This is a genomic window from Naasia sp. SYSU D00057, assembly GCF_017916505.1.
GTDB lineage: Bacteria > Actinomycetota > Actinomycetes > Actinomycetales > Microbacteriaceae > Naasia.
The window spans coordinates 125,188-146,534 of record NZ_JAFMSZ010000003.1 but is presented as its reverse complement, the minus strand read 5'-3'; the positions used below and the strand labels follow the sequence as shown (position 1 = coordinate 146,534).

Annotated in this window: 20 protein-coding genes, 1 tRNA gene and 2 pseudogenes; 8 read left to right on the top strand and 15 right to left on the bottom strand. The window is 65.7% G+C overall.

The features are described from left to right. Nucleotides 1-33: 33 nt before the first annotated feature. The 7 genes from J3P36_RS11190 to J3P36_RS11160 all read right to left on the bottom strand — a co-directional run bounded on the left by J3P36_RS11190 (nt 34) and on the right by J3P36_RS11160 (nt 8,420). On the bottom strand, nt 34-444 hold the full coding sequence (locus tag J3P36_RS11190; protein ID WP_210508120.1) for an arsenate reductase ArsC: 411 nt from the start codon (nt 442-444) through the stop codon (nt 34-36). A gap of 74 nt (nt 445-518) precedes the next feature. Next, the gene (locus J3P36_RS11185; RefSeq protein ID WP_210508118.1) at nt 519-1,466 is read right to left on the bottom strand and encodes a metalloregulator ArsR/SmtB family transcription factor; all 948 of its coding nucleotides are present in this window, start codon (nt 1,464-1,466) and stop codon (nt 519-521) included. A gap of 41 nt (nt 1,467-1,507) precedes the next feature. Then, nucleotides 1,508-2,821, bottom strand: coding sequence for an FAD-dependent oxidoreductase (locus J3P36_RS11180; protein WP_210508116.1), 1,314 nt, complete (start codon nt 2,819-2,821; stop codon nt 1,508-1,510). 361 nt (nt 2,822-3,182) lie between these two features. Beyond that, entirely contained in the window at nt 3,183-3,473 is a 291-nt protein-coding gene (locus J3P36_RS11175; RefSeq protein WP_246854628.1) for a helix-turn-helix transcriptional regulator, read from the bottom strand. A 187-nt stretch (nt 3,474-3,660) separates the two neighbouring features. Continuing rightward, complete coding sequence (locus J3P36_RS11170) at nt 3,661-4,839, bottom strand: glycoside hydrolase family 1 protein (RefSeq protein WP_210508112.1); 1,179 nt, start codon at nt 4,837-4,839, stop codon at nt 3,661-3,663. Next, a complete protein-coding gene (locus J3P36_RS11165) occupies nt 4,839-7,097 on the bottom strand; it encodes a glycoside hydrolase family 3 C-terminal domain-containing protein (protein WP_210508111.1) in 2,259 nt (752 codons plus the stop codon). The genes J3P36_RS11170 and J3P36_RS11165 overlap by 1 nt, the downstream gene beginning before the upstream one ends. Before the next feature lie 30 nt (nt 7,098-7,127). Then, complete coding sequence (locus tag J3P36_RS11160) at nt 7,128-8,420, bottom strand: MFS transporter (RefSeq protein ID WP_210508110.1); 1,293 nt, start codon at nt 8,418-8,420, stop codon at nt 7,128-7,130. A 90-nt stretch (nt 8,421-8,510) separates the two neighbouring features. Here J3P36_RS11160 and J3P36_RS11155 point away from each other — a divergent pair, with 90 nt between their 5' ends. Further along, entirely contained in the window at nt 8,511-9,509 is a 999-nt protein-coding gene (locus J3P36_RS11155) for a LacI family DNA-binding transcriptional regulator (protein WP_307807057.1), read from the top strand. A gap of 11 nt (nt 9,510-9,520) precedes the next feature. Here J3P36_RS11155 and J3P36_RS11150 read toward each other — a convergent pair whose 3' ends face one another. The 5 genes and pseudogenes from J3P36_RS11150 to J3P36_RS11135 all read right to left on the bottom strand — a co-directional run bounded on the left by J3P36_RS11150 (nt 9,521) and on the right by J3P36_RS11135 (nt 13,303). Next, nucleotides 9,521-10,453: an LLM class flavin-dependent oxidoreductase gene (locus J3P36_RS11150; RefSeq protein WP_210508108.1), complete on the bottom strand. Its 933-nt coding sequence runs from the start codon at nt 10,451-10,453 to the stop codon at nt 9,521-9,523. An 83-nt stretch (nt 10,454-10,536) separates the two neighbouring features. Continuing rightward, complete coding sequence (locus tag J3P36_RS11145) at nt 10,537-11,424, bottom strand: MFS transporter (protein ID WP_374100724.1); 888 nt, start codon at nt 11,422-11,424, stop codon at nt 10,537-10,539. Continuing rightward, nucleotides 11,404-11,760: pseudogene (locus tag J3P36_RS16905) on the bottom strand (MFS transporter); the annotation flags it as partial. The gene J3P36_RS11145 and the pseudogene J3P36_RS16905, both read right to left, overlap by 21 nt. Before the next feature lie 24 nt (nt 11,761-11,784). Next, nucleotides 11,785-12,339 (bottom strand): TetR/AcrR family transcriptional regulator, encoded by a 555-nt coding sequence (locus J3P36_RS11140; RefSeq protein ID WP_207455495.1) that lies wholly within the window; start codon nt 12,337-12,339, stop codon nt 11,785-11,787. A 196-nt stretch (nt 12,340-12,535) separates the two neighbouring features. After that, the gene (locus tag J3P36_RS11135; RefSeq protein WP_210508106.1) at nt 12,536-13,303 is read right to left on the bottom strand and encodes a nuclear transport factor 2 family protein; all 768 of its coding nucleotides are present in this window, start codon (nt 13,301-13,303) and stop codon (nt 12,536-12,538) included. A 291-nt stretch (nt 13,304-13,594) separates the two neighbouring features. On the opposite strand from J3P36_RS11135, the gene J3P36_RS11130 reads away from it, so the two are divergent. Genes J3P36_RS11130 through J3P36_RS11115 form a run of 4 tightly spaced genes read left to right on the top strand, consistent with a single transcriptional unit; the run spans nt 13,595 to nt 16,516 of the window. Further along, nucleotides 13,595-13,948 carry a helix-turn-helix domain-containing protein gene (locus J3P36_RS11130; protein ID WP_207455492.1) on the top strand — a complete coding sequence of 118 codons (354 nt, stop codon included), beginning with the start codon at nt 13,595-13,597 and terminating at the stop codon, nt 13,946-13,948. Beyond that, nucleotides 13,948-14,775: a macro domain-containing protein gene (locus tag J3P36_RS11125; protein WP_210508105.1), complete on the top strand. Its 828-nt coding sequence runs from the start codon at nt 13,948-13,950 to the stop codon at nt 14,773-14,775. Before J3P36_RS11130 ends, J3P36_RS11125 begins: the two co-directional genes overlap by 1 nt. Then, entirely contained in the window at nt 14,772-15,671 is a 900-nt protein-coding gene (locus tag J3P36_RS11120; RefSeq protein ID WP_210508102.1) for a hypothetical protein, read from the top strand. The genes J3P36_RS11125 and J3P36_RS11120 overlap by 4 nt, the downstream gene beginning before the upstream one ends. Next, a complete protein-coding gene (locus tag J3P36_RS11115) occupies nt 15,668-16,516 on the top strand; it encodes an SDR family oxidoreductase (RefSeq protein ID WP_210508101.1) in 849 nt (282 codons plus the stop codon). Before J3P36_RS11120 ends, J3P36_RS11115 begins: the two co-directional genes overlap by 4 nt. A gap of 456 nt (nt 16,517-16,972) precedes the next feature. Here J3P36_RS11115 and J3P36_RS11110 read toward each other — a convergent pair. Continuing rightward, nucleotides 16,973-17,942: pseudogene (locus J3P36_RS11110) on the bottom strand (IS481 family transposase). A 352-nt stretch (nt 17,943-18,294) separates the two neighbouring features. Further along, nucleotides 18,295-18,630 carry a hypothetical protein gene (locus tag J3P36_RS11105; RefSeq protein WP_210508100.1) on the bottom strand — a complete coding sequence of 112 codons (336 nt, stop codon included), beginning with the start codon at nt 18,628-18,630 and terminating at the stop codon, nt 18,295-18,297. Nucleotides 18,631-18,929: 299 nt separating this feature from the next. Here J3P36_RS11105 and J3P36_RS11100 point away from each other — a divergent pair, with 299 nt between their 5' ends. Beyond that, entirely contained in the window at nt 18,930-19,397 is a 468-nt protein-coding gene (locus J3P36_RS11100; protein ID WP_210508099.1) for a hypothetical protein, read from the top strand. A gap of 314 nt (nt 19,398-19,711) precedes the next feature. On the opposite strand, the gene J3P36_RS11095 is transcribed toward J3P36_RS11100, so the two are convergent. Further along, nucleotides 19,712-19,795, bottom strand: a tRNA-Leu gene (locus tag J3P36_RS11095). A gap of 304 nt (nt 19,796-20,099) precedes the next feature. On the opposite strand from J3P36_RS11095, the gene J3P36_RS11090 reads away from it, so the two are divergent. Continuing rightward, the gene (locus J3P36_RS11090; RefSeq protein WP_210508098.1) at nt 20,100-20,813 is read left to right on the top strand and encodes a DUF3662 and FHA domain-containing protein; all 714 of its coding nucleotides are present in this window, start codon (nt 20,100-20,102) and stop codon (nt 20,811-20,813) included. Further along, nucleotides 20,810-21,343, top strand: a complete 534-nt coding sequence (locus J3P36_RS11085) for an FHA domain-containing protein (protein WP_210508097.1) — start codon at nt 20,810-20,812, stop codon at nt 21,341-21,343. Before J3P36_RS11090 ends, J3P36_RS11085 begins: the two co-directional genes overlap by 4 nt. The last annotated feature ends 4 nt before the right edge of the window (nt 21,344-21,347 follow it).

The window sequence follows — 21,347 nt, the reverse complement described above, 5'->3', positions numbered from 1 at the left end:
GAGCCGAAGCAGGGCCGATTCGGAACTCGTCGATCAGGCGGTGACGGGCAGGATCTCGGACAGGAGCTGCTCGATGCGGCGCTTGATGTCGTTCCGCACCTCGCGCACGACCGTGATGTCCTTGCCGGCCGGGTCGACGAGCTCCCAGTCCTCGTAGCGCTTGCCCGGGAAGTAGGGGCAGGTGTCACCACAGCCCATGGTGATCACGACATCGGATTCCTTCACCGCCTCGGAAGTGAGGATCTTCGGCACGTTGTTCGCGATGTCGATCCCCTCCTCCGCCATGGCCTGCACGGCGACGGGGTTGATCTGGTTCTTCGGCGCGGATCCGGCGGACAGCACTTGGACGCGTCCCTCGGACAGCGCCTCCATGTACCCGGCGGCCATCTGGGATCGGCCCGCGTTGTGGACACAGACGAACAGGACGGTGGGCTTGTCGCTCATGAGGGTCTCTCCTTCGATGCTCCCAAAAGCATAGACGTCTGTCTATGGATGAAGGAAGGGTCTCCGCCGGAGATTCACCGTGCGTTCACCCGGGACGGGAAGCCCATCTCGGCGAGAAGGGCGCGCACCCGTATGGAGATGTCATCGCGGATCAGGCGCACCTCGTCGATGCCCTTGCCGACCGGGTCGGGCAGGTCCCAGTCGAGGTAGGTCTTGCCGGGGTACACGGGGCAGGCGTCCCCGCACCCCATGGTGATGACGTAGTCCGACGCGCGGACCACCTCGTCCGTGAGGGGCTTCGGGAACTCGCCCGCCAGGGGCACGCCGATCTCGTCGAGGACCCGGACGATCGTGGGATTGACATCAGCTGCCGGGGCCGAGCCTGCGGTGCGCACCTCCACCCCGTCCCCGGCGAGGAACCGAAGGATCGCGGACGCGATCTGGGATCGTCCGGCGTTCTGCACGCACACGAACAGGACCTCCGGCACCCCGGCATCCTCGTCGCGCTCTGCACGAGCGAGGGCGCGCAGCCGCTCGGCGGCGAACCTGCCCGTCAGCGACGGCAGGTACTTCGTGATCCCCGCCTCGGACGCCAGCAGTTCGTAGCTCTCCCGCACGTACCGGCTCACCGTCTCCGGAGAGAACACCCCCTCGAAGCGGAGGGCGAGGTCGTCGGCGATGCGATCCAGCACGGACTCGTCATTGCCAGCCGGTGCGGCACCGTGCAGGAGATCGAGGACCTGCGGCAGGCGATCCGGGCGGACCGAGTACCACACCACCCGCCCCTCCTTATGGCGGTCGAGGACGCCCTCGTCCACCATGACGCGGACATGGTGGCTGACGGTGGGCTGACGGAGAAGGAGCCGGTCGGCGAGCTGTCCGACGAGCGCCCGCCCGTCAGGGCTGCTGACGATGAGGCTGAGGATCTGCATCCGAGTCGGGTCCGTCAGAGCGCGGGCGGTGCGAGCGGTTCGCTCCGCGGCGCTCCGGTCGACGACACCGACCTCCTGTCCGTCCGGCATGGCCGCGAGTCTACGAGGGTCGGGCCGACGCCGGACGGGCGTCAACAGCAGGACGAGCCGCCGCTCGGATTCGTGGAGCAGACTCCGGTGGCGGGCAGCGTGAGTCGAACATCGCGTGCGGCGGCGGCGTCGCCGGCGAGCCAGGCGACGATCGAGCGCACCTGCTCGTAGCCCGTGGCGAGCAGGAAGGTCGGGGCGCGTCCGTAGCTCTTCATCCCGGCGAGGAAGAAGTCCGGCTCCGGCTGCTGGAGCTCCGCGAAGCCGTGCGGCTCCACCGTCCCGCAGGTGTGCACGTTCGGATCGATGAGCGGTGCGAGCCGCTTCGGCGCCTCGACTATCTCGTCGAGCTCCAGCCGCACCTCGCGGAGCATGTCGAGGTCCGGGCGGAAACCGGTCGCGTTCACCACGACGTCCACCTCGATCCGCTCGAGTCCGTTCCCCCGGCGCCCCACGACCTCCACGCGACCGTCCGCGGTTTTCCCGAGGCGGACGATCTCGAAGCCGTCGACGCGCTTGATCGCTCCGCGCTCGACGAGTGCATCGAGCCGAGAGCCGAGGGAGGCACGGACCTGGAGCTCGTCATCCGCGGAGGTGCGAATCCGCACGGCGCTCGCGTTGCGGATGACCCAGACGACCTCGGTGCCCGGCTCCTCCTCGGCGAGCGCGGCCAGGTTCAGGAGGGTGCCTGCGGCGGAGTGGCCGGCGCCGACCACCGCCACGCGGCGACCCGCGAAGCGCTGCCGCTCGGCGCCGTGCACATCGGGCATCGCGCTCGTGATCCGGTCCCTCACGTCCTCGATACCGAGCGGGTCCAGGCCGCTCGATCCGAGGCTGTTCGGGGTCCGGTAGGTGCCGGATGCGTCGATCACGGCGCGCGCGGTCACCTCCTCGACGCCGTCGGCGGTGCTCAGCCGCAGCAGGAAAGGAGTCGCGGCTCGCCCCGTGGAGCGCGTGCGGTCCATCCCCTCCCGGCTGACACCGACCACCGCCGCGCCGGTCACGAGGCGCGACGCGATCTCGGGAAGCGCGGCGAGGGGCGCCAGGTACTCCGATACGAGATCCGCTCCGGTCGGGAGCGCCTCGGGGGCCGGCTCCCTCCATCCGGCGGCGACCAGCAGGCGGCGGGCCGCCGGGTCGACGAGTTGCCGCCACGGCGAGAACAGGCGGATGTGCCCCCAGGACGCGACGGCGTCTCCGGCCTTCTCCCCCGCCTCGTAGATCGCGAAGTCGAGGCCCCGCTCCAGCAGTTCGGCGGCGGCGGCGAGTCCGATGGGACCGGCACCGATGATGGCGATGGGCAGGCCGTCCAGTCGCGACGAGCGGGGCCGAGGGACGGTGAGGTCGAGGAGGGTCACGTTGCGGTCCTGATCTGCGGCGTCCGCCGGCCGCCGCATCGAAGTATGTCGATGCGGCGAGTATGGCCGCCTGCATCGATGAATGTCAATATAGACCGTCCGTGGGGAGGCCGAGGCATGACCCCGTCCGGTCAGCAGCAGGTGCAGCCGTCGGCGCATGCTCCGGTGCAGCAGCTTCCGTCGCAGCAGGTGTCCATCACTTCACCTCCTCGTCGCGATCATCCTCATCATCCTCGAGCAGATCGCCCTCCCGAGCCTCCCCTGAGACGATCCCCTTAGCGACGTTGTGGGCGAGGGTGAAACTGGGCGAGGCGCAGCCCGCGGTGAGTCAGCCGTGCCGTCTCCGCTGTTTCCAGCGCGGTCACTCGCGCGCCTCGCAACAGCCGGGGATCGGACAGACGGGATCGAGGCACGGGGTGGAGTCGTCTACGGAGAGCAGCGAGTTCAGTGCCGCCGTGAGGTGCGAATCGGCGATCTCGTAGCGGGTCTGCCGCCCCTCGTGCTGCACCACCACGATCCCGCAGTCGCGCAGGCACGCCAGGTGATTGGAGACGTTCTGCCGCGTCGCACCGAGCTCCTCGGCAAGGACGGCCGGGTAGGCGGGCCCCTCGAGGAGGCGAAGCAGGATGCGTGAACGGGTGCGGTCGGCCATGGCTCGGCCCAAGTGGTTATGAACGCGAAACGTTGATCGAGTCGTTCGCGCACAATTCGTCCATGAGCCAATGGAAGCCCTGGTTACTCGGGGGAAGGCACACATTCAAACCTCTGCGCCGCTCGTTGAATCGAACCGCACGGATCACGTGCCTCGCCGCCTCCGGTTCGTCTCGAATCAAGCAGTATCAGATCACCCCGTTGTTCTGAGCCACCGAGCCGAGCCACGCCAAGCTCGGTTTCGGGTGCCGCGCGAACGTGTCGCGATCTACGGCAATCAGCCCGAAGGTCGGCGCCCAGTCTCCCCACTCGAAGTTGTCGAGGGCGGACCAGTGGAGGTAGCCCCGCACGTCAATGCCGTCCTCAACGGCTGCGGTTAGGTGCTCCAGTGCCGCGCTTGTGTAGGCAATTCGACGTTCGTCGTCGGCGGTCGCTATCCCGTTCTCGGTCACGAGGAGGGGGACCCCTTCTGTGACCTCATGAGCATGACGCAACGCAATGCCTAGCGCGTCAGGGCGGTAGGCCCATCCGTTCAGGGTGTTGTCAGGACTGTCGGGATGAGGTACCACGCCGTTGGAGTCGATTGTCTGGCTTGTGTAGGACTGAGTACCCACGAAGTCGTCGCCTCGCGACGCTTGAAGGTATAGGTCCTCCCAGAGCCACGAGATGCGAGGAAAGGTCTCCTCGCTGCCGGGCCCTGGAACGAATGCTTGCTGCGCGACCGTCCAGCCGACCCTCGCCGACGTGTTCGCTCGGAGGATTTCTACAGCACGTCGATGCGCTTCGACCAGCACTAGTCCCGTCTCCTCATCCGGGATTGGCATTTGAGCAGCGGTTAATCTAGACGCTACCGCTCCGGAGGAGCTCGCCTGCCGCATAGCTTCCATGAGGGAGAGGATGTTGGGCTCGTTGATCGTCGCAACCCAACCCGCTCCGTCGAGAATCGACGACACGGTCTCGACATACATGGCGAAATGGTCCACCCCGCCTGGGGTGGTCCATCCGCTCTCGGCGGCGAACCACGCCGGATTCGAGAAGTGGTGCAGAGTTACGACGGGCTCGAGACCCGCCTCGCGAGCGGTGTCAATCATCCTTCGGTAGTGCTGGAGTTGGGCGCGCGAGTACTCGCCCTTCTCCGGCTCAATCCGAGCCCACTCGATGCTGAACCGGTACGCGTTGAGGCCCGCATCTGCCAGCAGCTGCATGTCCTCGGGGTAGCGGTGATAGTGATCCACCGCGTCGCCGCTCGGTTCCAGCGGGGCACCGGAGGTGCGTTCGATCCGCCACCAGTCACTCGTCCAATTCCCGCCCTCTACCTGATGGGCTGAAGTGGCCGCCCCCCAGAGGAAGTCCTTCGGGAGGGGCATTATGCGGGAACCGGCCCGGCTTGCTGTACCTCTGACAGGAGGGATTCGATGATCTCATCGAGGTCAACAGTTTCCGGAGCCGCCTGTGCTGCGAAGGTCAGCATCGTCCGCAGAGGCATCGAACCGACCATCTGCAACGTTTCCTCCCCCACCATGGCCTCCGCCGCGGGGCCGAAGTGGCTGAGCACCTCGCGGAGTGCCTTCATGCCGGAAGGGTGATCAGCCCACTCTGCAACCGTCGAATCCCTGTCCGGAACGATCACAGGTGTGGGCACCTCCAGTTCGATCACTTCGCGCAGCGGGAGACTCCTCGAGTGGGACCCGACCTCTATCGTGAAGGCTCCGGGTTCGACCACCCAGGATCCCTGACGCCAGAACGCGAAGGCGCGGTCATCGAGGTCGATGGTCACCGTGCGTCGTTCTCCAGGCTCCAGGTGCACCTTGACGAAGCCCTTAAGCTCGCGAGCGGGGCGATCGACAGTGGATTCAACGTCTCCGACATACACCTGAACAACGTCGGAGCCGGCGCGTGCCCCAGTGTTCTCGATTGTCACCTGCACCGTCGCCTGTGCGACCGTACGGTCGGCCACCCTGACGGCGAGGTCGGAGTACTCGAAGCGGGTGTAGCTGAGTCCGTACCCGAACGGGAACGCCACCTCACGGTCGGTCGCGTCGTACCAGCGGTAGCCGATGTATACCCCCTCGCCGTACCGAACGATCCCGTCCGACCCCGGCCAATTGACATGCGCGGGGTTGTGTGACAGAGCAAGCGGGATGGTTTCCGCGAGACGCCCGCCTGGCTCTGCAGCACCAAACAGGATCTCAGCCGCTGCTGAACCGGAAGCTTGGCCTCCGAGCCACATCTCGAGGACTGCCGGAACGACGCCGGCGATCCCGTCAAGGGTGACCACGCCGCCATTGCTCAGCACGACGATGACGTTCGGGTTCGCCGCGACCACGTCCGCGACGAGCAGGCGTTGCGTCTCCGGCAGCAACAGATTCTTGCGGTCGAAACCCTCGGATTCTTCGGCGTCGGACAGACCGAGGAACAAGACCACGACCTCAGAGCGTGAGGCTAGCTCCACGGCTTCCGCGCGAAGCGTCGAGTCGTCAGCTCCGTCGAAGCTGAACCCCGCTGCGAAGCCGATCTCGCGGTCGCTCATTGCCCTGATAGCGCTCAATGCGTCGTCCAGGCGAGTGGGCTTGATGTGTGAACTTCCCGCGCCCTGATATCGCGGAGTCCGTGCGAACTCTCCGATAACCGCGATGTTTCCGCCTTGACCTGCTTCCAGGGGGAGGATGCTGCCTTCGTTGGTCAGCAGCACCGAACTCTCGGTTGCGATTCGCCGAGCCAAGGCGTGGTTCGCCGCGTGATCGGGGGTGACCGCAGGGCGATCGGCGAGGAGACGATCATGCACGGTGAGTATGTTCGACACCGCCGTGTCGACGCTGGCCTCATCGAGGTTTCCGGAACGCACCGCTTCCACGATGGATTCTGGGACACTCTCTCCCGCGCCGGGCATCGCCAGATCGAGACCGGCCGCCACTGCCGCGACCGGATCCACAACGGCCCCCCAGTCCGAGACGACGTAGCCCTCGAAGCCCCAGTCCCCGCGCAGCGTGTCGCTCAAAAGCCAACGGTTCTGTGACGCGTAGACGCCGTTCACCTTGTTGTAAGAACACATGATCGTCGCCGGCTGTGTCTCACAAACAATTCGTTCGAAAGCGGGAAGGTAGATCTCCCGCAAGGTCCGCTCATCGACCTCAGCGCTTACCCGCATGCGGTCGGTCTCCTGGTTGTTTGCCGCGTAGTGCTTGACCGAGGCGCCGACTCCCTGGGACTGGATGCCCCTTACCCACGCGGAGCCGAGCACGCCGGCCAGTAGCGGATCCTCGCCGAAGTACTCGAAGTTCCGTCCGCACAGGGGTGAGCGCTTCATGTTGACGCCCGGCCCGAGAAGGATGTTGACACCGATGGCCCTGCTTTCAGCGCCAAGAGCTCGGCCCATCTCCTCGACGAGTTCGGGATCCCATGAAGATCCCGTTGCCGAAGCCGTCGGGAAGCTGGTGGCGGGTTCGCTGTCGAACAGGCCGAGATGGTCGCTGTCCTCCCGCTGATAGCGCACGCCGTGCGGTCCATCGGTCAGCACCATGGAGGGGATGCCCAGTCGGTCTACGGCGCGGGTCTTCCAGAAGGAGCCGCCGGACAGTAGTCCTGCCTTCTCTTCGAGTGTGAGTTGTGAGACGTGGGGATGCATGGAAGAGGCCTTCCTAATCGTGGTCGGAGGTCAGCGAACCTTTTTGATCGGAACGACGGTCAGCGCACCCAATACGGCGACGATCGCTGCACCGATGAAGAGGGCGGTGTAGTTTCCGCCGCCTCCGATAGAGAGCAAGAGCGGCGCGAGGGCCGGCGCCAACGACTGGGGAAGGGCGTTCGCGATGTTGAAGATCCCCATGTCCTTCGCAGCCGCCGTCTCCTTGTTCGGCAGGACGTCGGTCACGAGAGCAAGGTCGACGGCGAAGTACGTTCCCGTCGCGATTGCGGTGACGGCAGCCGCGATCAGGTATACCGGCAACTCGAAGGAGAAGGCCGTGATTAGGCTCCCCGCAGCAACAAGTCCTGACGCGATGAAGACAAACACCTTCCGACGCTTCAGACGGTCAGAAATCGCTCCGGAGACGCTCGCACTGATTGTGAGCAGTACTGCCGACAGAACGGCGAGACCCAACTGGTAGAGCGCCGCCTGCTCGAGCGGAATGCCCAGGCGTTCGTTTAGGAAGTACACCTGGTAGGTGCTGTTCGCCGCGAACGCGAGAACGATGAGGAAACGCCCGAGCCACGCCCACGCGAAGTCGGGATTGCGGCGAGGGTTGAACGCGAAGGCTTTGAAAACAGTCGAGATCCTGAAGGACTGCCGGAGGTTGGGGGACAGAACGCGGTCCCTAGTCGTCAGAACGTAGAGGACGATGAGCGCGAGACCGAGGGCCGAGGGCACGATGAACATGCCGGTCAGTCCGCCGCCGAAACCGAATGCGACGTTGGCGACAAGCAGGCCGATGAAAGGCGCTAGCTGCTGCGCGACCCCAGTGAACGCCGACACTTTGCCGCGCTGCTGCTCCGGGACTCGGTCCGGCAGGAAAGCTGCCAGACCCGACAGGACAGCGTTCATCGCCAGCTGAACAATCGTCCAAGCGAGTCCGACAACCAGCACGTTGGGTGCGGAGGCAAGGACGAGCACCGCCGCGAAACCAACGATCGCGCCGCCGAGAACCCACGGGCGCCGCATGCCGAACCTCGATGTAGTCCGATCACTGAGTGCCCCAAATATCGGATTCGCCACGAGCGCAGCGAAGGCGCCTATCGCTGAGATGACTCCGAGCGACGCTTCGCGCGAGTCCGGTGCGACCTCAGCGACCTTCAACGCGAGAGTCGAAGCGATGGGGACGATGAGAACTAGGAACGCGCCGACGTAGGCGCCCAGGAACGCGCCGACGGTTCTCTTGCTGACGGGCGACTCGGACCTGCTCGGCTCGACGAGAGTTTCGGCGGAGTTCGCCGGTTCGATTGGTGTTGTCATTGCCACTCCTTCGGGGCTACTTAAGCGCATAAGTAGTACGGGGAGTCAAGCTAGCACACGACGAAGCGCGGCGGGAGTCTGTGTCACCATGTGCACGTGAAGGAACCGGCGAAACGGGCAACTGCCGCAGATGTGGCGCGTCGGAGCGGGGTGTCCAGCGCTACCGTCAGCTACGTCCTCAACGCCACACCGGGGCAGAGCATCCCAGAGGCAACCCGTGACAAGGTCACGCGGGTCGCCCGCGAGCTGGGCTATGTGCCGAACGCCCACGCTCGCGCCCTCGCTGTGGGGAAATCCACGATCGCTGTCATCGACTTGAGCGAGATCCCCTATGGCGACCTGGTTGCGAGATCAGCGCGGGAAACCGCCGAGGCACTCACCGGCCTCGGCTACCTACCGGTCGTCGACTTCCCTGGTCTCAGCAGCGATCCAGCGCGCTCTCGGCTTCGCTCGCTTGCGACCGTGCTCGCCCCACAAGTGGTGGTTACGGTGACCCCGTTGAGCCGTGAACTGAAGGAGGAGCTGCGATCGGTCGGTGTGGAGAGAGTCCTCTCGATGTTCCCTGACTCAGCAGCGTTGGCGCGCGAGGTCGGTGCTGCCGCTCGGGCTCAGGTGCGGTATCTGCACTCTCGCGGCCACGAGGTCATTGGATACTGCGGAACCGATGAGGATCAGCTCAACAATTTCGACGAGGTGCGGCTCGCCTCGCTTCTTGACGAAGCGACAATCCTCGAGATGGAGGCGGTCCACGTCTGCTCCAGTCACGATGTGGCCACGATTGCAGAGGCCCTCGTGTCAGCTCGACGTCAATCGCCAGGTTTACGATCGATCGCTGCCTACAACGATGAAATCGCGTTCTGCGTTCTGTCGGCCGCCTCACATCTCGGCCTGGCCGTACCGCAAGAGCTCGCTGTCATCGGCGTCGATGACTCACCTCTTGCGGCAGCGGCGATCCCTGCCCTCACCAGCGTCAGTCTGATCGATCACGACCGGGTCAGGGTGGCTGAGTTAGCGCAACTTGTCGATCGTGAACAGTCAGACGATGTGCCGACACCTCAACTTCGAGTGATCACCCGAGAATCTGCCTAACACTGCACCTCCTATGCCAGCGCGTGGAGCGCATCGATTGCAGCAAAAGGTGACGAGGGTGTCGGCTGGAGTACGACTTCCGTCACGCCTGCATTGCGCAGCGCCGTTAGTCGGTTGCGTACTCGTTGTGCTGTTCCGGCGAGGGCGAGTTCAGCGACCCACGCATCAGGGAGCTGACGAGCGAAATCCTCGGGACCGTCTGCGACGGCTCGTAACGCCCGGAACTCATCCGCGAAGATCAGGTCAGCGACGTGTACATCCCAGTCCGGTTCGCCGATCCACGCGAGAGCTGGGCGAGCTGCTGCGAACGCCTTCCGCTCGTCGTCATCGACGCTGGCAACGTTGTAGGCAACGAGGCGATGCGGCACTCGGGCTTTGATCTGAGCCAGCGACGCCGTCGCGTACTCCGGCGTCACTGGTTCAGCGAGAACGGTGCCGTCAGCGAGGCGACCTGCGACGGCGAGGGATCGAGGGCCTCGAACCCCCGCGAGCAGCGGGGGTGGTGCCATCGGGACGGCAGCCGGATCAAGACGTGCTCCGCCCGCTTCTTCCCCTGCGAGCAACCTCCGGACGGTGATGAGAGTCTGCTCGAGAAGGGCCAGAGGCCGCCAGGGCCAGGCGTCGATCTGTCGAAGCCAGCCGGGCATGCCGTGTCCGATGCCAGCGTCGATTCTTCCGGGGAATAGTTGGGCCAGCGTTGCCAGTTCCATCGCCAGGTAGACGGGGTTTCGGACGGCGGCAGGCAATATGCCGATGCCGACTCGTAGTGAGGTAGTCGCCGCTAGCACAGCTCCAGCTTGCGCAATGCCGCCTCGGAAGCCGAGGTCCTCAACTACCCAAAGCTCCGCAGCTCCGGCCGCTTCAGCGCTCCGGGCGAAGTGGAGAACATCGCTCGCACTGAGGTCGCGTGGCAGCATGACGCCGATTGGCAGCGGCGAGAACATGAATACTCCTTGGTGTCGGTGCCGGAAGAGACGAAGGTGATGGTCAGTGCGGTGCCGTCGCCCCAATCAGGGAAAGCTGGACCTCAGGCGTCGCTGCTGACGCGAGGCTCGGGAACTGCGGAGACGGCAACGACAGGGGCGTTCTGCCTTGGGCGGGTTGCAGGAGCAGCGAAGATCGCGGCACCGACCACTACGAGTACGACGATCATTGCGTTCCGCAAGCCAACCTCTTCGCCCAGGACCCCGAGGAGGGGAGGCCCGACCAGGAATGCCATGTACCCAACGATCGAGGCAAAACTGACGCGAGCCGCAGAGTTCTCGCCCGAGGCGCCAGCCGCGGAGAGCGCTAGAGGGAATCCGAGGGAAGCCCCCAGCCCCCAGAGGACGATCGCGCCCAGGAGGACCGCAGGACTACCGTCGACGAAGATCACGAGCGCAAGTCCGACCGCTCCCAGCATTGCGCTCGCGGCGAGCAACACCGATCGCGCAATCTTGGCGCTGAGCCATCCGCCAGTGAAGCGCCCCACCGTCATGGCGACAGCGAAGAGCGCGTACATCGCCGATCCTGAGGCGGGGTCGAAGCCGTGACCATCGACCATGACCAGCGGCAGCCAATCGTTTGCCGTTCCCTCGGCGAAGGCCATCGCTAGCACCACGGCGCCGATGACGAGCAGCTTCGGATCCCGGAGCACGCTCTGCGATCGAGGCCCGGTCGGCGTCGCTGCGGTCTGCCGACCGATGTTGACGACCACCCCGGGAGCGGCAGCGAGGAGCATCACGGCTGCGACAGCGGCGGCGACGCCCAGGTGCACTGACACGGGCACTTGCATGGCAGTGCAGGCGATGCCGGCGCCGGCGCCGACCGTCGTGCCGAGGCTGAAGCACCCGTGCAGCGTCGGTAGGAAATCCTTGCCTCGCTGGCGCTCGATCTCAGCGCCCGCGACGTTGAGCCCTACTTCCCCGCCCCCCATCCCAAGCCCGAAGAAGAAGAGCCCGGTCGCCACGACGAAACCCTGAGCGAAGGCTCCTCCCAGCCCGATTATCGCCACCCCTCCGACGATCGACGCGGTGGCAGTGAGGATTACCGGGCGAGTGCCTAGTCGCGCCACCAACGGTCCGGAACTCAGGATGCCGATCATTGAGCCGAGCGACAGCCCCAACAAGATGAGGCCGATCTCGACGGTCGAGGCGCCGAGAACGTCTCGAAGGTCAGGGGACCGCGTCACCCAGGACGAGATCCCGAGGCCCGGGATGAAGATCAGCAGGGCAAGCGTCAGGGCAGGGCGGTTTTTCACGACGGTCCAGGGGGTAGAGGAGAGCGGAGTGGGATTTCAGCGAGAAGGCGCGGGAATGAGGCTGTAGACGGCTCGACGGATACGTTCCGCGTCGAACGGCTCGGCGGAGATGTGACTATGAAGAACGAGCCCCTCCTGAAGCGCGTCGATCGTGGCGGCGAGGTCTGCGGGAAAGTGCCGCTCGATCGAGCGCCGCGACTTGTGCATCCACGCCTGGATCAACTCTCGATACCGAGCGTCGCGGACTGCCAAGGCGTAGAGCTCTGCCGACAGCACCATGTCTCGCCCGTATCCCGCTCCGAGAGTGACGATGAGTTCGACGATCCGGTCACGGGGATCCTCCCCCTCGTGAAGGTCGGCAAGGATCGCGTCGAACCGCCGGTGCTGCTCGTCGGCGAGAAGCTGAAAGGCGCTGAGGAGCATCTCGTCGCGGGTGGGAAAGTGATAAGTCATCGAGCCGAGGGGCACGTCAGCGGCTTCGGCTACTGATCGGTAGGTGGCTCCGGGGGATCCGTGCTGGGCGATGACATCGAGAGTCGCCTCCAGGATGCGTGTCCTGCGATCAGGATCGCTGCGCCGCGGTCGATTCAAGGAGCACCTTCTTCAAGCCAGCTACATGTCCGTGGCGAAACTATCAGAACGTCCGTATATTTGCGACCTTCGCGATCGCCAACGGCAGCCCCGCACCGCCTCGAGCGCGTCTCGGCGGAGAAGTTCACATCGCGGGTTGGAGGCGAGGGAAGGAAAGGGGGCGCCTGCGATCTTGCGCGGCGCCCCCGTCGTTTGCTTAGAAGACGCCGTTGCTGTGCGGAAGGTCGGCCGGCACGGGGATGACAACGTCCCAGTGCTCGACGATCTTGCCGTCCTGAACGCGCCAGAGGTCGTTGTAGATGGACGGGACGCCGAAGTCGCCTTCGGAGCGGGTGAAGACGAAGTTGCCCTGGGCGATGACCTGATGCACCTGCTTGTAAGCCAGGTTCTTGCCGTCTGCGGCCCACTTCTCCACGGCGGCACCGAAGCCGGCGAGTCCGTCTGCGGCTTCCGGGTTGTGCTGGTCGTACTGCTCCGCCGAGATGTAGTCGGTCAGCAGGCTGTAGTCGGCCCCAACCAGCACCTTCTCGGCGAACGCGGTGACGAGCTCCTTGTTCTGCGCGGTCTTGTCGAGGTCCGTGACCTCGGTCGGCCCGTCGGTCTGGGAACGGCCGCTGACGGTCTCGGTAACAACCGGCGTGAGTGAATCCCAGTGCTCGACGATCTTGCCGTCTTCCACGCGCCAGACGTCGTAGCCGGTGAGGGGGTCCGGCCCGAAGCCGAAGTACGTGCCCTGCGTCATCACGAGGTCGCCGTCGGCGATGAGGCGGGCGGGCTCGTAGCGGAAGTCGTCGCCGAGCGAGCCGGCGAGGGCGCGCAGGCCCTCGACACCGTCGGTGGCGAGAGTTGAGTGCTGCCTGTAGGTGGGGCCGAAATAGTCGTCGATCGCCGACAGGTCGCGGTCGCCGAAGACGGCGGTGGTCGCCGCCGTCACAATCTCGGCGGGTGTCTGGTCGTCGCTCATGGTCGTCTCCTCAGGGGTTGTAGGGGCGGGCGGAAAGGCAGTGGGCGCGCAGCCGACCAGGGCGGTTGCGCCGATGACGAGGCCGCTCAGGGCGGCGAGGCGTCTGGAGGTGCGGGTCACGACGGTGCTTTCTCATTTCGGGGCTGCTCCGACGAGCGTCCTTGGGGTACGTCGCGCCGGACGGCAGGGTTCCATTCGCCGAACGCATGAGTTACCGTAAGAGAGTTACAAGCCGGACGGAAGTAGGCACCGAAAAGTGCCTTGCTGGTTTTTTAGTGACTGGAGGCTTAGGTGGAGTGGAACCCGTACGACCGCAACTGTCCGACGCGCAAGCTCCTCGATCGGATCGGGGATCGGTGGACCGTCCTCGTGATCGGAGCCCTCTCCGATGGTCCGATGCGCTTCTCCGAGCTCGCGGCGCGCATCGACGGGGTATCGCAGAAGATGCTGACGCAAACGCTTCGGGCGCTGGAAGAGGACGGTTTGGTCATCCGCACCGTCACCGCCGCCGTACCGGTGCGCGTTGACTACGAGTTGAGCGATGCCGGGCGCACACTCCAGGTTCCGCTCAAGGCCCTCGAGGACTGGGCTAAGGAGCACATGGAACCGATCCTGCAAGCGCGCCGACGTTTCGCTGCGGCGTGATGAACCAACAGTTCGACGGTCTTATCGACTACTTCGCAGGCGACGTTCTGACCTCCGATCAGGCGCAGTACGTTCGCAGCGAGCGAGACAGGGGGCGGCAGCGAGAGCTGTTGGCGGCCATGCTGACGATGCGGCCACCACGACCCATCCCGGCTCAGGTGCTCCACGAGCTTGACTTGCTGCTATCCCGGGAGCGTGACGAGCGCGGCGTCATCGAAGCGATGAATCTACCCACGCTCGCAGTCGAAGAAGTGGGTGCCACAGGTCTTCCCATTGACCGCATTGCCCTCTGGCGTGGAGATCTCACCCGGCTACGCGCCGGCGCGATCGTCAACGCCGCCAATGCGCAGATGCTGGGCTGCTTCCGGCCCGAGCACGCCTGCATCGATAACGTCATCCACGCCGCTGCTGGGCCGGAGCTACGCGCCGAGTGCGCCCGCCACATGAGCGAGCAAGGACATGCCGAACCCACGGGCACGGCCACGATCACAGGGGGCTACCACCTGCCTGCCAAGCACGTCATCCACACCGTCGGTCCTATCGTTCACGGCGAGCTTCGCGCCGCCCACGAGGAGGCGCTCACCAACAGCTACCGCAGCATCCTCGCCGCAGCTGAAGCGGCAGGGCTCGACTCGGTCGGGCTCTGCAGCGTCTCCACAGGCGTGTTCGGCTTCCCCAAGGCCCCGGCCGCCACCATCTGCCTCACCGTCCTCGCCGCCTGGTTCGCTGAAAACCCCTCAAGCCGCCTCCGCGTCGTCATCAGCCTCTTCACCGCCGCCGACGAAGCGGTCTACCGCGCGGCCCTTCAGAAACTCCGCGCCGCATGAGCCACCATCAGCGGTCCCTCCCCCAACTCGCCGCCGGCGACCTCGACCAGGACCAGGCGCTCGACGCCATTCACACCGCAGACCGTGTTCTCATCGGTGCTGGAGCCGGACTTTCCGCCGCCGCTGGCTATGACTACACCGACCGGGAACGGTTCCATGAGCTTTTCCCCGCACTCAGCGCGGCCGGATTCAGTGCGCGCTACCAACTCATCGGCTACCCCCTCCCGCCACGACACATGTGGGGGTACTGGGCCACCCACGTCAACGACATCCGCCTCGGCGACGGACCGAACGCGCTTTACCAGGCACTGCGGTCCGCCGTGGGCGACCGCGAGCACTTCGTCATGTCCTCCAACGTCGACGCCCTCTTCACCCGAAACGGATTCGCTTCCGAGTCCGTTTACACCCCACAGGGCGATTACGCGCTTTACCAATGCCTCGAGCCATGCACGCGCATCGTCTGGGACGCCCGCGGCATCATCGCCCACGTCCTCGAGAACTACGACCCCCTAACCGGTCAGACCTCCGAGGATGCGGTGCCGTCGTGCCCGAACTGTGGTGGAGAGGTGTTCCTCAACGTCTTTGCCGGCTCCTGGTACATCAACGACCACTTCCAACCCCAACTGGACTCCCTCAACGACTGGCTGACCGACACACGTGACAGCGGCGAATCGCTGGCGATCGTCGAGATCGGCAGCGGCTTCAACACCCCGAGCGTCATCCGATGGCCGGTCGAACACATCGCGACCGTCATTCCCAGAGCGACCCTCATACGAGTCAATCGCGACCACCCAGGGGTACCTGAACCGCTCACCGGCCGCGCCGCCTCGCTCGGCGGCGACGCCGGGGACATCATCAACCGCCTCATCACCGCCGTAGAAAGGCCAAGCGCATGACCACCATCCCGATCGCCGTCACCGGCGCCACCGGCGTCCTCGGAGGCTTCGTCGCCCGTGACCTCGCCGACCGTGGGATCCATCAGCGGCTCCTGGTCCGCACGCCTGCGAAGGCCCCAGAGCTGCCCGCCACCACCGTGCACCAGTTCAGCTACACCGACCAGGCCGCCGCCACCGGCGCGCTCGATGGGGTCGGGACACTGTTCATGGTGTCCGCCTCCGAAAGCGCGGACCGGCTGGACCAGCATCGAGCCTTCATCGACGCCGCCGCGGCCACTGGAGTGTCGCACATCGTCTACACCTCGTTCATCGCCGCCGCTCCCGACAGCACCTTCACCCTCGCCCGCGATCACTACGTCACCGAGGAGTACATCAAGGCCTCCGGCATGAACTGGACCTTCCTCCGCGACAGCTTCTATATCGACTTCATGGAAGCTCTCGTGGGCGAGGACGGCGTCATCCGCGGCCCCGCCGGAGCTGGACGATGCGCCATCGTCGCCCGAATCGACGTCGCCCGCACCGCCGCCGAGATTCTCACCGCCCCCGACAAGCACGCCGGCCAGACCTACGACCTCACCGGCCGCGAAGCCCTCTCCCTCGCTGAAGTCGCCGCTACGATCAGCGCCGCCCGCGGAAACGAAGTCAGCTACTACGACGAGAGCATCGAGGAAGCCTACGCATCCCGAGCGAAGTACGGCGCACCCGCCTGGCAGCTCGACGCTTGGGTCAGTACCTACACCGCCATCGCCAGCAACGTCATGGCACCCGTCAGTCACGCCATCGAGAACATCACCGGGGCCGCCCCGCGCACTCTCAGCGAGTACCTCGAGACGAAGTACTCGTAGCCTCGTGCCCGTCGTCCTCGGCGCGTTTAGGAAGTCTCACCGGGGGCCGTCAATCTTCCCAGTACCGATGAACGCTCGATCGGTCACCCGAACGTGGGCACCTTCTCGCCGAGGTCCCGCTTTGGGCCGCTGCCAGCGATCGGCCCTCGAGCACGCAGTAGGACACGGCTCAATCAGGAGAACGAGCTCCTCAGCCCGCGCAGTCCGCGACAGACCTGGCACCGGCTTGCATGATGATCGCGGGCACTTCAAGCACGCGATGGAATCGAAGTGTTACTGCTCGGTCAGTATTCGGCGGTTAGCCTGCCGACGGCGTCTTGGATCGCGACGGCCGCTGCCCCGCGCGCCCAAGCTCGGAATCCGCTCGAGTCGACGTGGATAGAGACCGGCTGCGCACGGCTGCTCCGTTCGCTCGCAAATCGCTCAGCGGCCCTGTCCGCGACTAGGTGTACTCGGTCAGGACGTTGGTGTCAGGCGGCTGATCGGCGGCTTGCCTCCGAGGGCCTGTGGTTGCGTCGAGTGTTGTAGTCCTCGAGCCATGGGGCAAGGGCGGATGCCCTCTGGGCGTTGGTGGTGAAGGCCTCCCGGTAAGCCCATTCGGTCATCAGCATCCGGTTGAGGCGCTCGACCTTCCCGTTCTGCCAAGGGCAGTGCGGACGGATGAAGACTTGTCGGGCGCCCAGCTGAGCGACTGCGCGGGACAGGGACTTGCGATAGGCCAGCGCGTTGTCGGTCATCAGCCGCTGGATGCGGGGAATGCCGTGAGCGGCGAAGTAGGCGGCCGCGCGCAGCAGGAACGCGGAGCAGGTGGTTCCCTTCTCGTCGGGCAGGATCTCCGAATAGGCCGGCCGTGAGTGATCGTCGACGAGGGAGTGGACGTAGTCGAAGCCGATCGGGGTCTTGTCGACGCGTGACTGGTGGTTCGCGGCTGTCTCGCCCTTGCTTCGCCAGCCGCCGCCATCCGGGATCTTGCCGAGCTTTTTGACGTCCATGTGCACCAGTTCGCCCGGTTGGGCTCGTTCGTAACGGGTCGCGGTGATCCTCGAGGCCCGAATGAGCTGACCGGTCATGGGATCGAGGTCGGACAGGTGCGGCAGTCCCCGTCGCCGTAAGATCCGCGACACGGTCCGAGCGACCACTCCCGCCTCTTCTGCGATCCAGGCGGGGCCGCGGCGCTGCTGCTCACGCAGCTCAACCACGCGCTCTTCGATCACGGCATTCGTTCTGGCCGGCGAACGCCCCGGTCGGGATGACCGGTCGTGCAGTCCGGCCTCGCCCTCAGCGGCATAGCGAGCGATCCACTTCGCCACGCAGCCTCGAGAGCGGCCCATCGCGGCCGCGATATGTGCCTTTTTCCAGCCGGCACTGGCCCTCGCGACGACCAGGAGCCGACCCTGAACCGTCAGACGAGCTTACGGTGAGACACGAGAACCTCCGGTTGGTAGAGACGTCAGACATCTCCACTAAGCCCGGAGGTTCTCCTGCTTCACAAGACCCGAACTGCTACCAACCTGGTGACCGAGTACAACTAGGCGGTAGACAGCAAATGCCATCGCCTGCGAGCACGACGGACGATTGCAGCGTGAGGTGAGCCGTCAGGGCGATCAGTCGCCCGAGCGCATCCCCTTGCGTCCCTCGACGCAGTACGGCCCGAGCGGATCCAGGCGAATGTGGCCGCCAGTTCCGACACCAGCATCTGGGGAGCGCCCTACCACCTTGGTCCGCAGCCGCTTGTAACCGCGGCGGACGCCAGCAGCGACCTCGACGCTGCTTAGATCTCAACGGTGGCTGATCTCGGGGATGGATACAACCGGTGTCGTTCGGCGCACTGTGAAGATAATGCTTGGCTCGTCGCTGACTCCGGTCAGCAGGACCACTGAGTCCTCGCCCACGCGGCACCGCTCGAACCGCAGCAGAGGAAGCGCGTCGCCGTCATGCCGGAGCGCGTCGCTTGGCATCTCGAGTCGCTCGCCGTCCCAACGCAGGCGCCTCACCGTTTGAGCGCGGAGGCCCAGCGCGCATAGAGCGCCGGAGGCGGTTCTCACCCTGAACGGCGCTTGACTACCCGAGGGGATCTCGTCAAGGAATCTCGCCGGCTCGGCGTCTTCGACCATCACCCCGCCTCATTCACGTAGGATCGCGTTCGGCGAGCTCAAGAATCCAGGCGGGTGTTGCGACCTCGGCACGATTATCCACCTCGGCGCGAACCTGTGCGGCGAGGGTGCGGACGCGCTCGGACGGCACCCACATCGGCCCACGGGCCGCTCGACGTGTTCGGCTTGGACACGTCGGGGGCGGACCGCGATCAGGCCGACGAAGACACCGGCCAAGTCCCTCCATTGCGTTGCGGAGGTTCCGCGCGAGCTTGGAAGCCTTCCGTTCGGCCATCCACTCAGGCGTGTCCTCGCCCCTGGTGAACCAGCTGCGTGAACGGGAGCAGTACCGGCTCCTCAGGAAGGGTGCGACCGACGCAACGGCAGCCAGCAGTTCAGCTATCCGGACCCCGAGAGCGTCATCGCACGACGACATCACCGGTGAGATCAAACAGAACGCCTCTGTACGGACCATAGTGATTCCTGGTGAGATCGGCGCCAAATACAGCCAGAAGTACGTCCACAAGAGGGACGAGTGGCAGCGCTGGTACGGCCTCCGCAACACCGTGGAAAGTAGCTACTCGCACATGAGGGACAGCACGCAAGAGGACCTCGAGAACTCCGAAAGCGGCGTAGTCGGGGGAACACCTTCGGCTACCTCGCGGCAGCGCTTATCGTCGCAGGCCGCGAACATCAGGAACTTCATGGCCCTCCGTGAAGGCGCAGCGCGCAAGCTTTTGGCGAGAAGGGCACGCCTATCAACCCGGCTCACCACGAGCTGGGCCTAGGAACCAGGATCGAGCCAGCCGCAAGCGGGCAACCAACCGCCCCGCCCCCACTCGCCCAACGCCGAGAACACGTCAGGCAGCTGACGACCTAGACACACGCTGCACGATCACCAACACAGGTCAATCGCCCCTTGCTCAGAAGTAGGGGCAATTGATGTTGGACCGCGAGCGCCGGGGCCACGATGCCCGCACGGCGAGCGCGAAGACCGCCGCAAGCGGGAACTGAGAAGGCCCGGGCAGTCATTCCGACTGTCCGGGCCTCCCCTCGAGCCCAAAGCTCAACAGTGCCAGCTCATTTGCTGCACTGCTCTCGGTGCGCGAGGGGGGAGTTGAACCCCCACGCCCTCACGGGCACACGGACCTGAACCGTGCGCGTCTGCCTATTCCGCCACTCGCGCTCACCGGGCGCTTGCGCGCCGATCGTCGAGATTAGCACGCGACGACAGGGCCGCCGAACTCCGCGGTGCCGACAGCAGCGCCGGAACCCGCAACAGGACGACCGTTTCGCAACCGCACGCCGTTGCAGGACGTCCGTTCTGTTGCAGCGAGCACCGGTGAAACGACGGCATACGAGGGAAGAACCGGCTGTGATACGAGGGGGCATGCCCGTGCGGCGGACCGGGGGCGCGAGGGCGGACGGCTACCATTCAATAAGCCATTGCGCGGGATCCCGCGCGCGCTCGACCGGAAGGCCGCGAACTCGTGGGCATACTCGACAACTTCGAAAGAGGTCTCGAGCGCGCGGTCAACGGGGCCTTCGCCCGGACGTTCAAGTCCAGTCTCCAGCCGATCGAGATCACCGCCGCGCTGCGCAAGGAGCTCGACAGCCACGCCGCCGTCGTCTCTCGCGACCGGATCCTCGCGCCGAACCGGCTCACCGTCCGCCTCTCGCCGGAAGACTTCGAGAGGATGAGCGCGATGGGTTCGAGCCTCACCGGCGAGCTGACCACGCTCGTCCAGCAGCACGCACGGTCGCAGGGTTACCAGTTCGCCGGGCCGGTCCTGATCCGGCTCGATCGCGACGAGAGCCTCGCCGCCGGCCTCGTGCAGGTCGACTCCAGCACGGCGCAGGGCGGCGACGTCTCCTGGACGCCCGTCATCGAGGTCGCCGGCACCCGGTACCCGCTGAAGCGGGGCCGCACGGTCATCGGCCGCGGCTCGGACGCGGACATCACGATCGACGACAGCGGCACGAGCCGCCGCCACGTCGAGATCCTCTGGGACGGCACCCGCGCGCAGGTGAACGACCTCGGCTCCACCAACGGCACGACGCTCAACGGCGAGCGCATCTCGAAGGCGCTGCTCCCCCAGGACTCGGTCGTGCAGATCGGGCGCACGCGGATCGTGTTCCGCATCGTGCCGCAGGAGCAGCAGCAGCGGCCCGACAACCTCGGCAACTTCTGGGGCGAGCGATGAGCGAACTGACCCTCCTCATCCTCCGCGTCGCGTTCCTCGCGATCCTCTGGGCGTTCGTGTTCGCGATCGTCTACGCCCTGCGCTCCGATCTCTTCGGCAGCCGGGTGAAGCGGCTGCAGGAGCAGCCCGCCTACGTGCCGCCCGCACCACCCGTGGCGACCCCGCCGGCCGTCCAGTCGCTGCCGACAGGCCCGCCGATGCCGGCGCAGGGGGCGTCGAAGCCGATGGCGACGACCCGCACCGCGAGCCGGCTCGTCATCACGTCGGGCCCGAAGTCGGGCACCGACATCGCCCTCGGCACCGAGCCGCTCACCATCGGCCGCTCGAGCGAGTCGGGGCTGCAGATCCTCGACGACTACACCTCCACCCACCACGCCCGCCTGCTGCTCTGGGGCGACGAGTGGGTCATCCAGGACCTCGACTCCACCAACGGAACATTCCTCGACGGCAAGCGCGTCACCGCACCGACCCCCGTCCCGGTGAACACTCCGGTCAAGGTCGGGCAGACGAGCTTCGAGCTGCGACGGTAGCCCC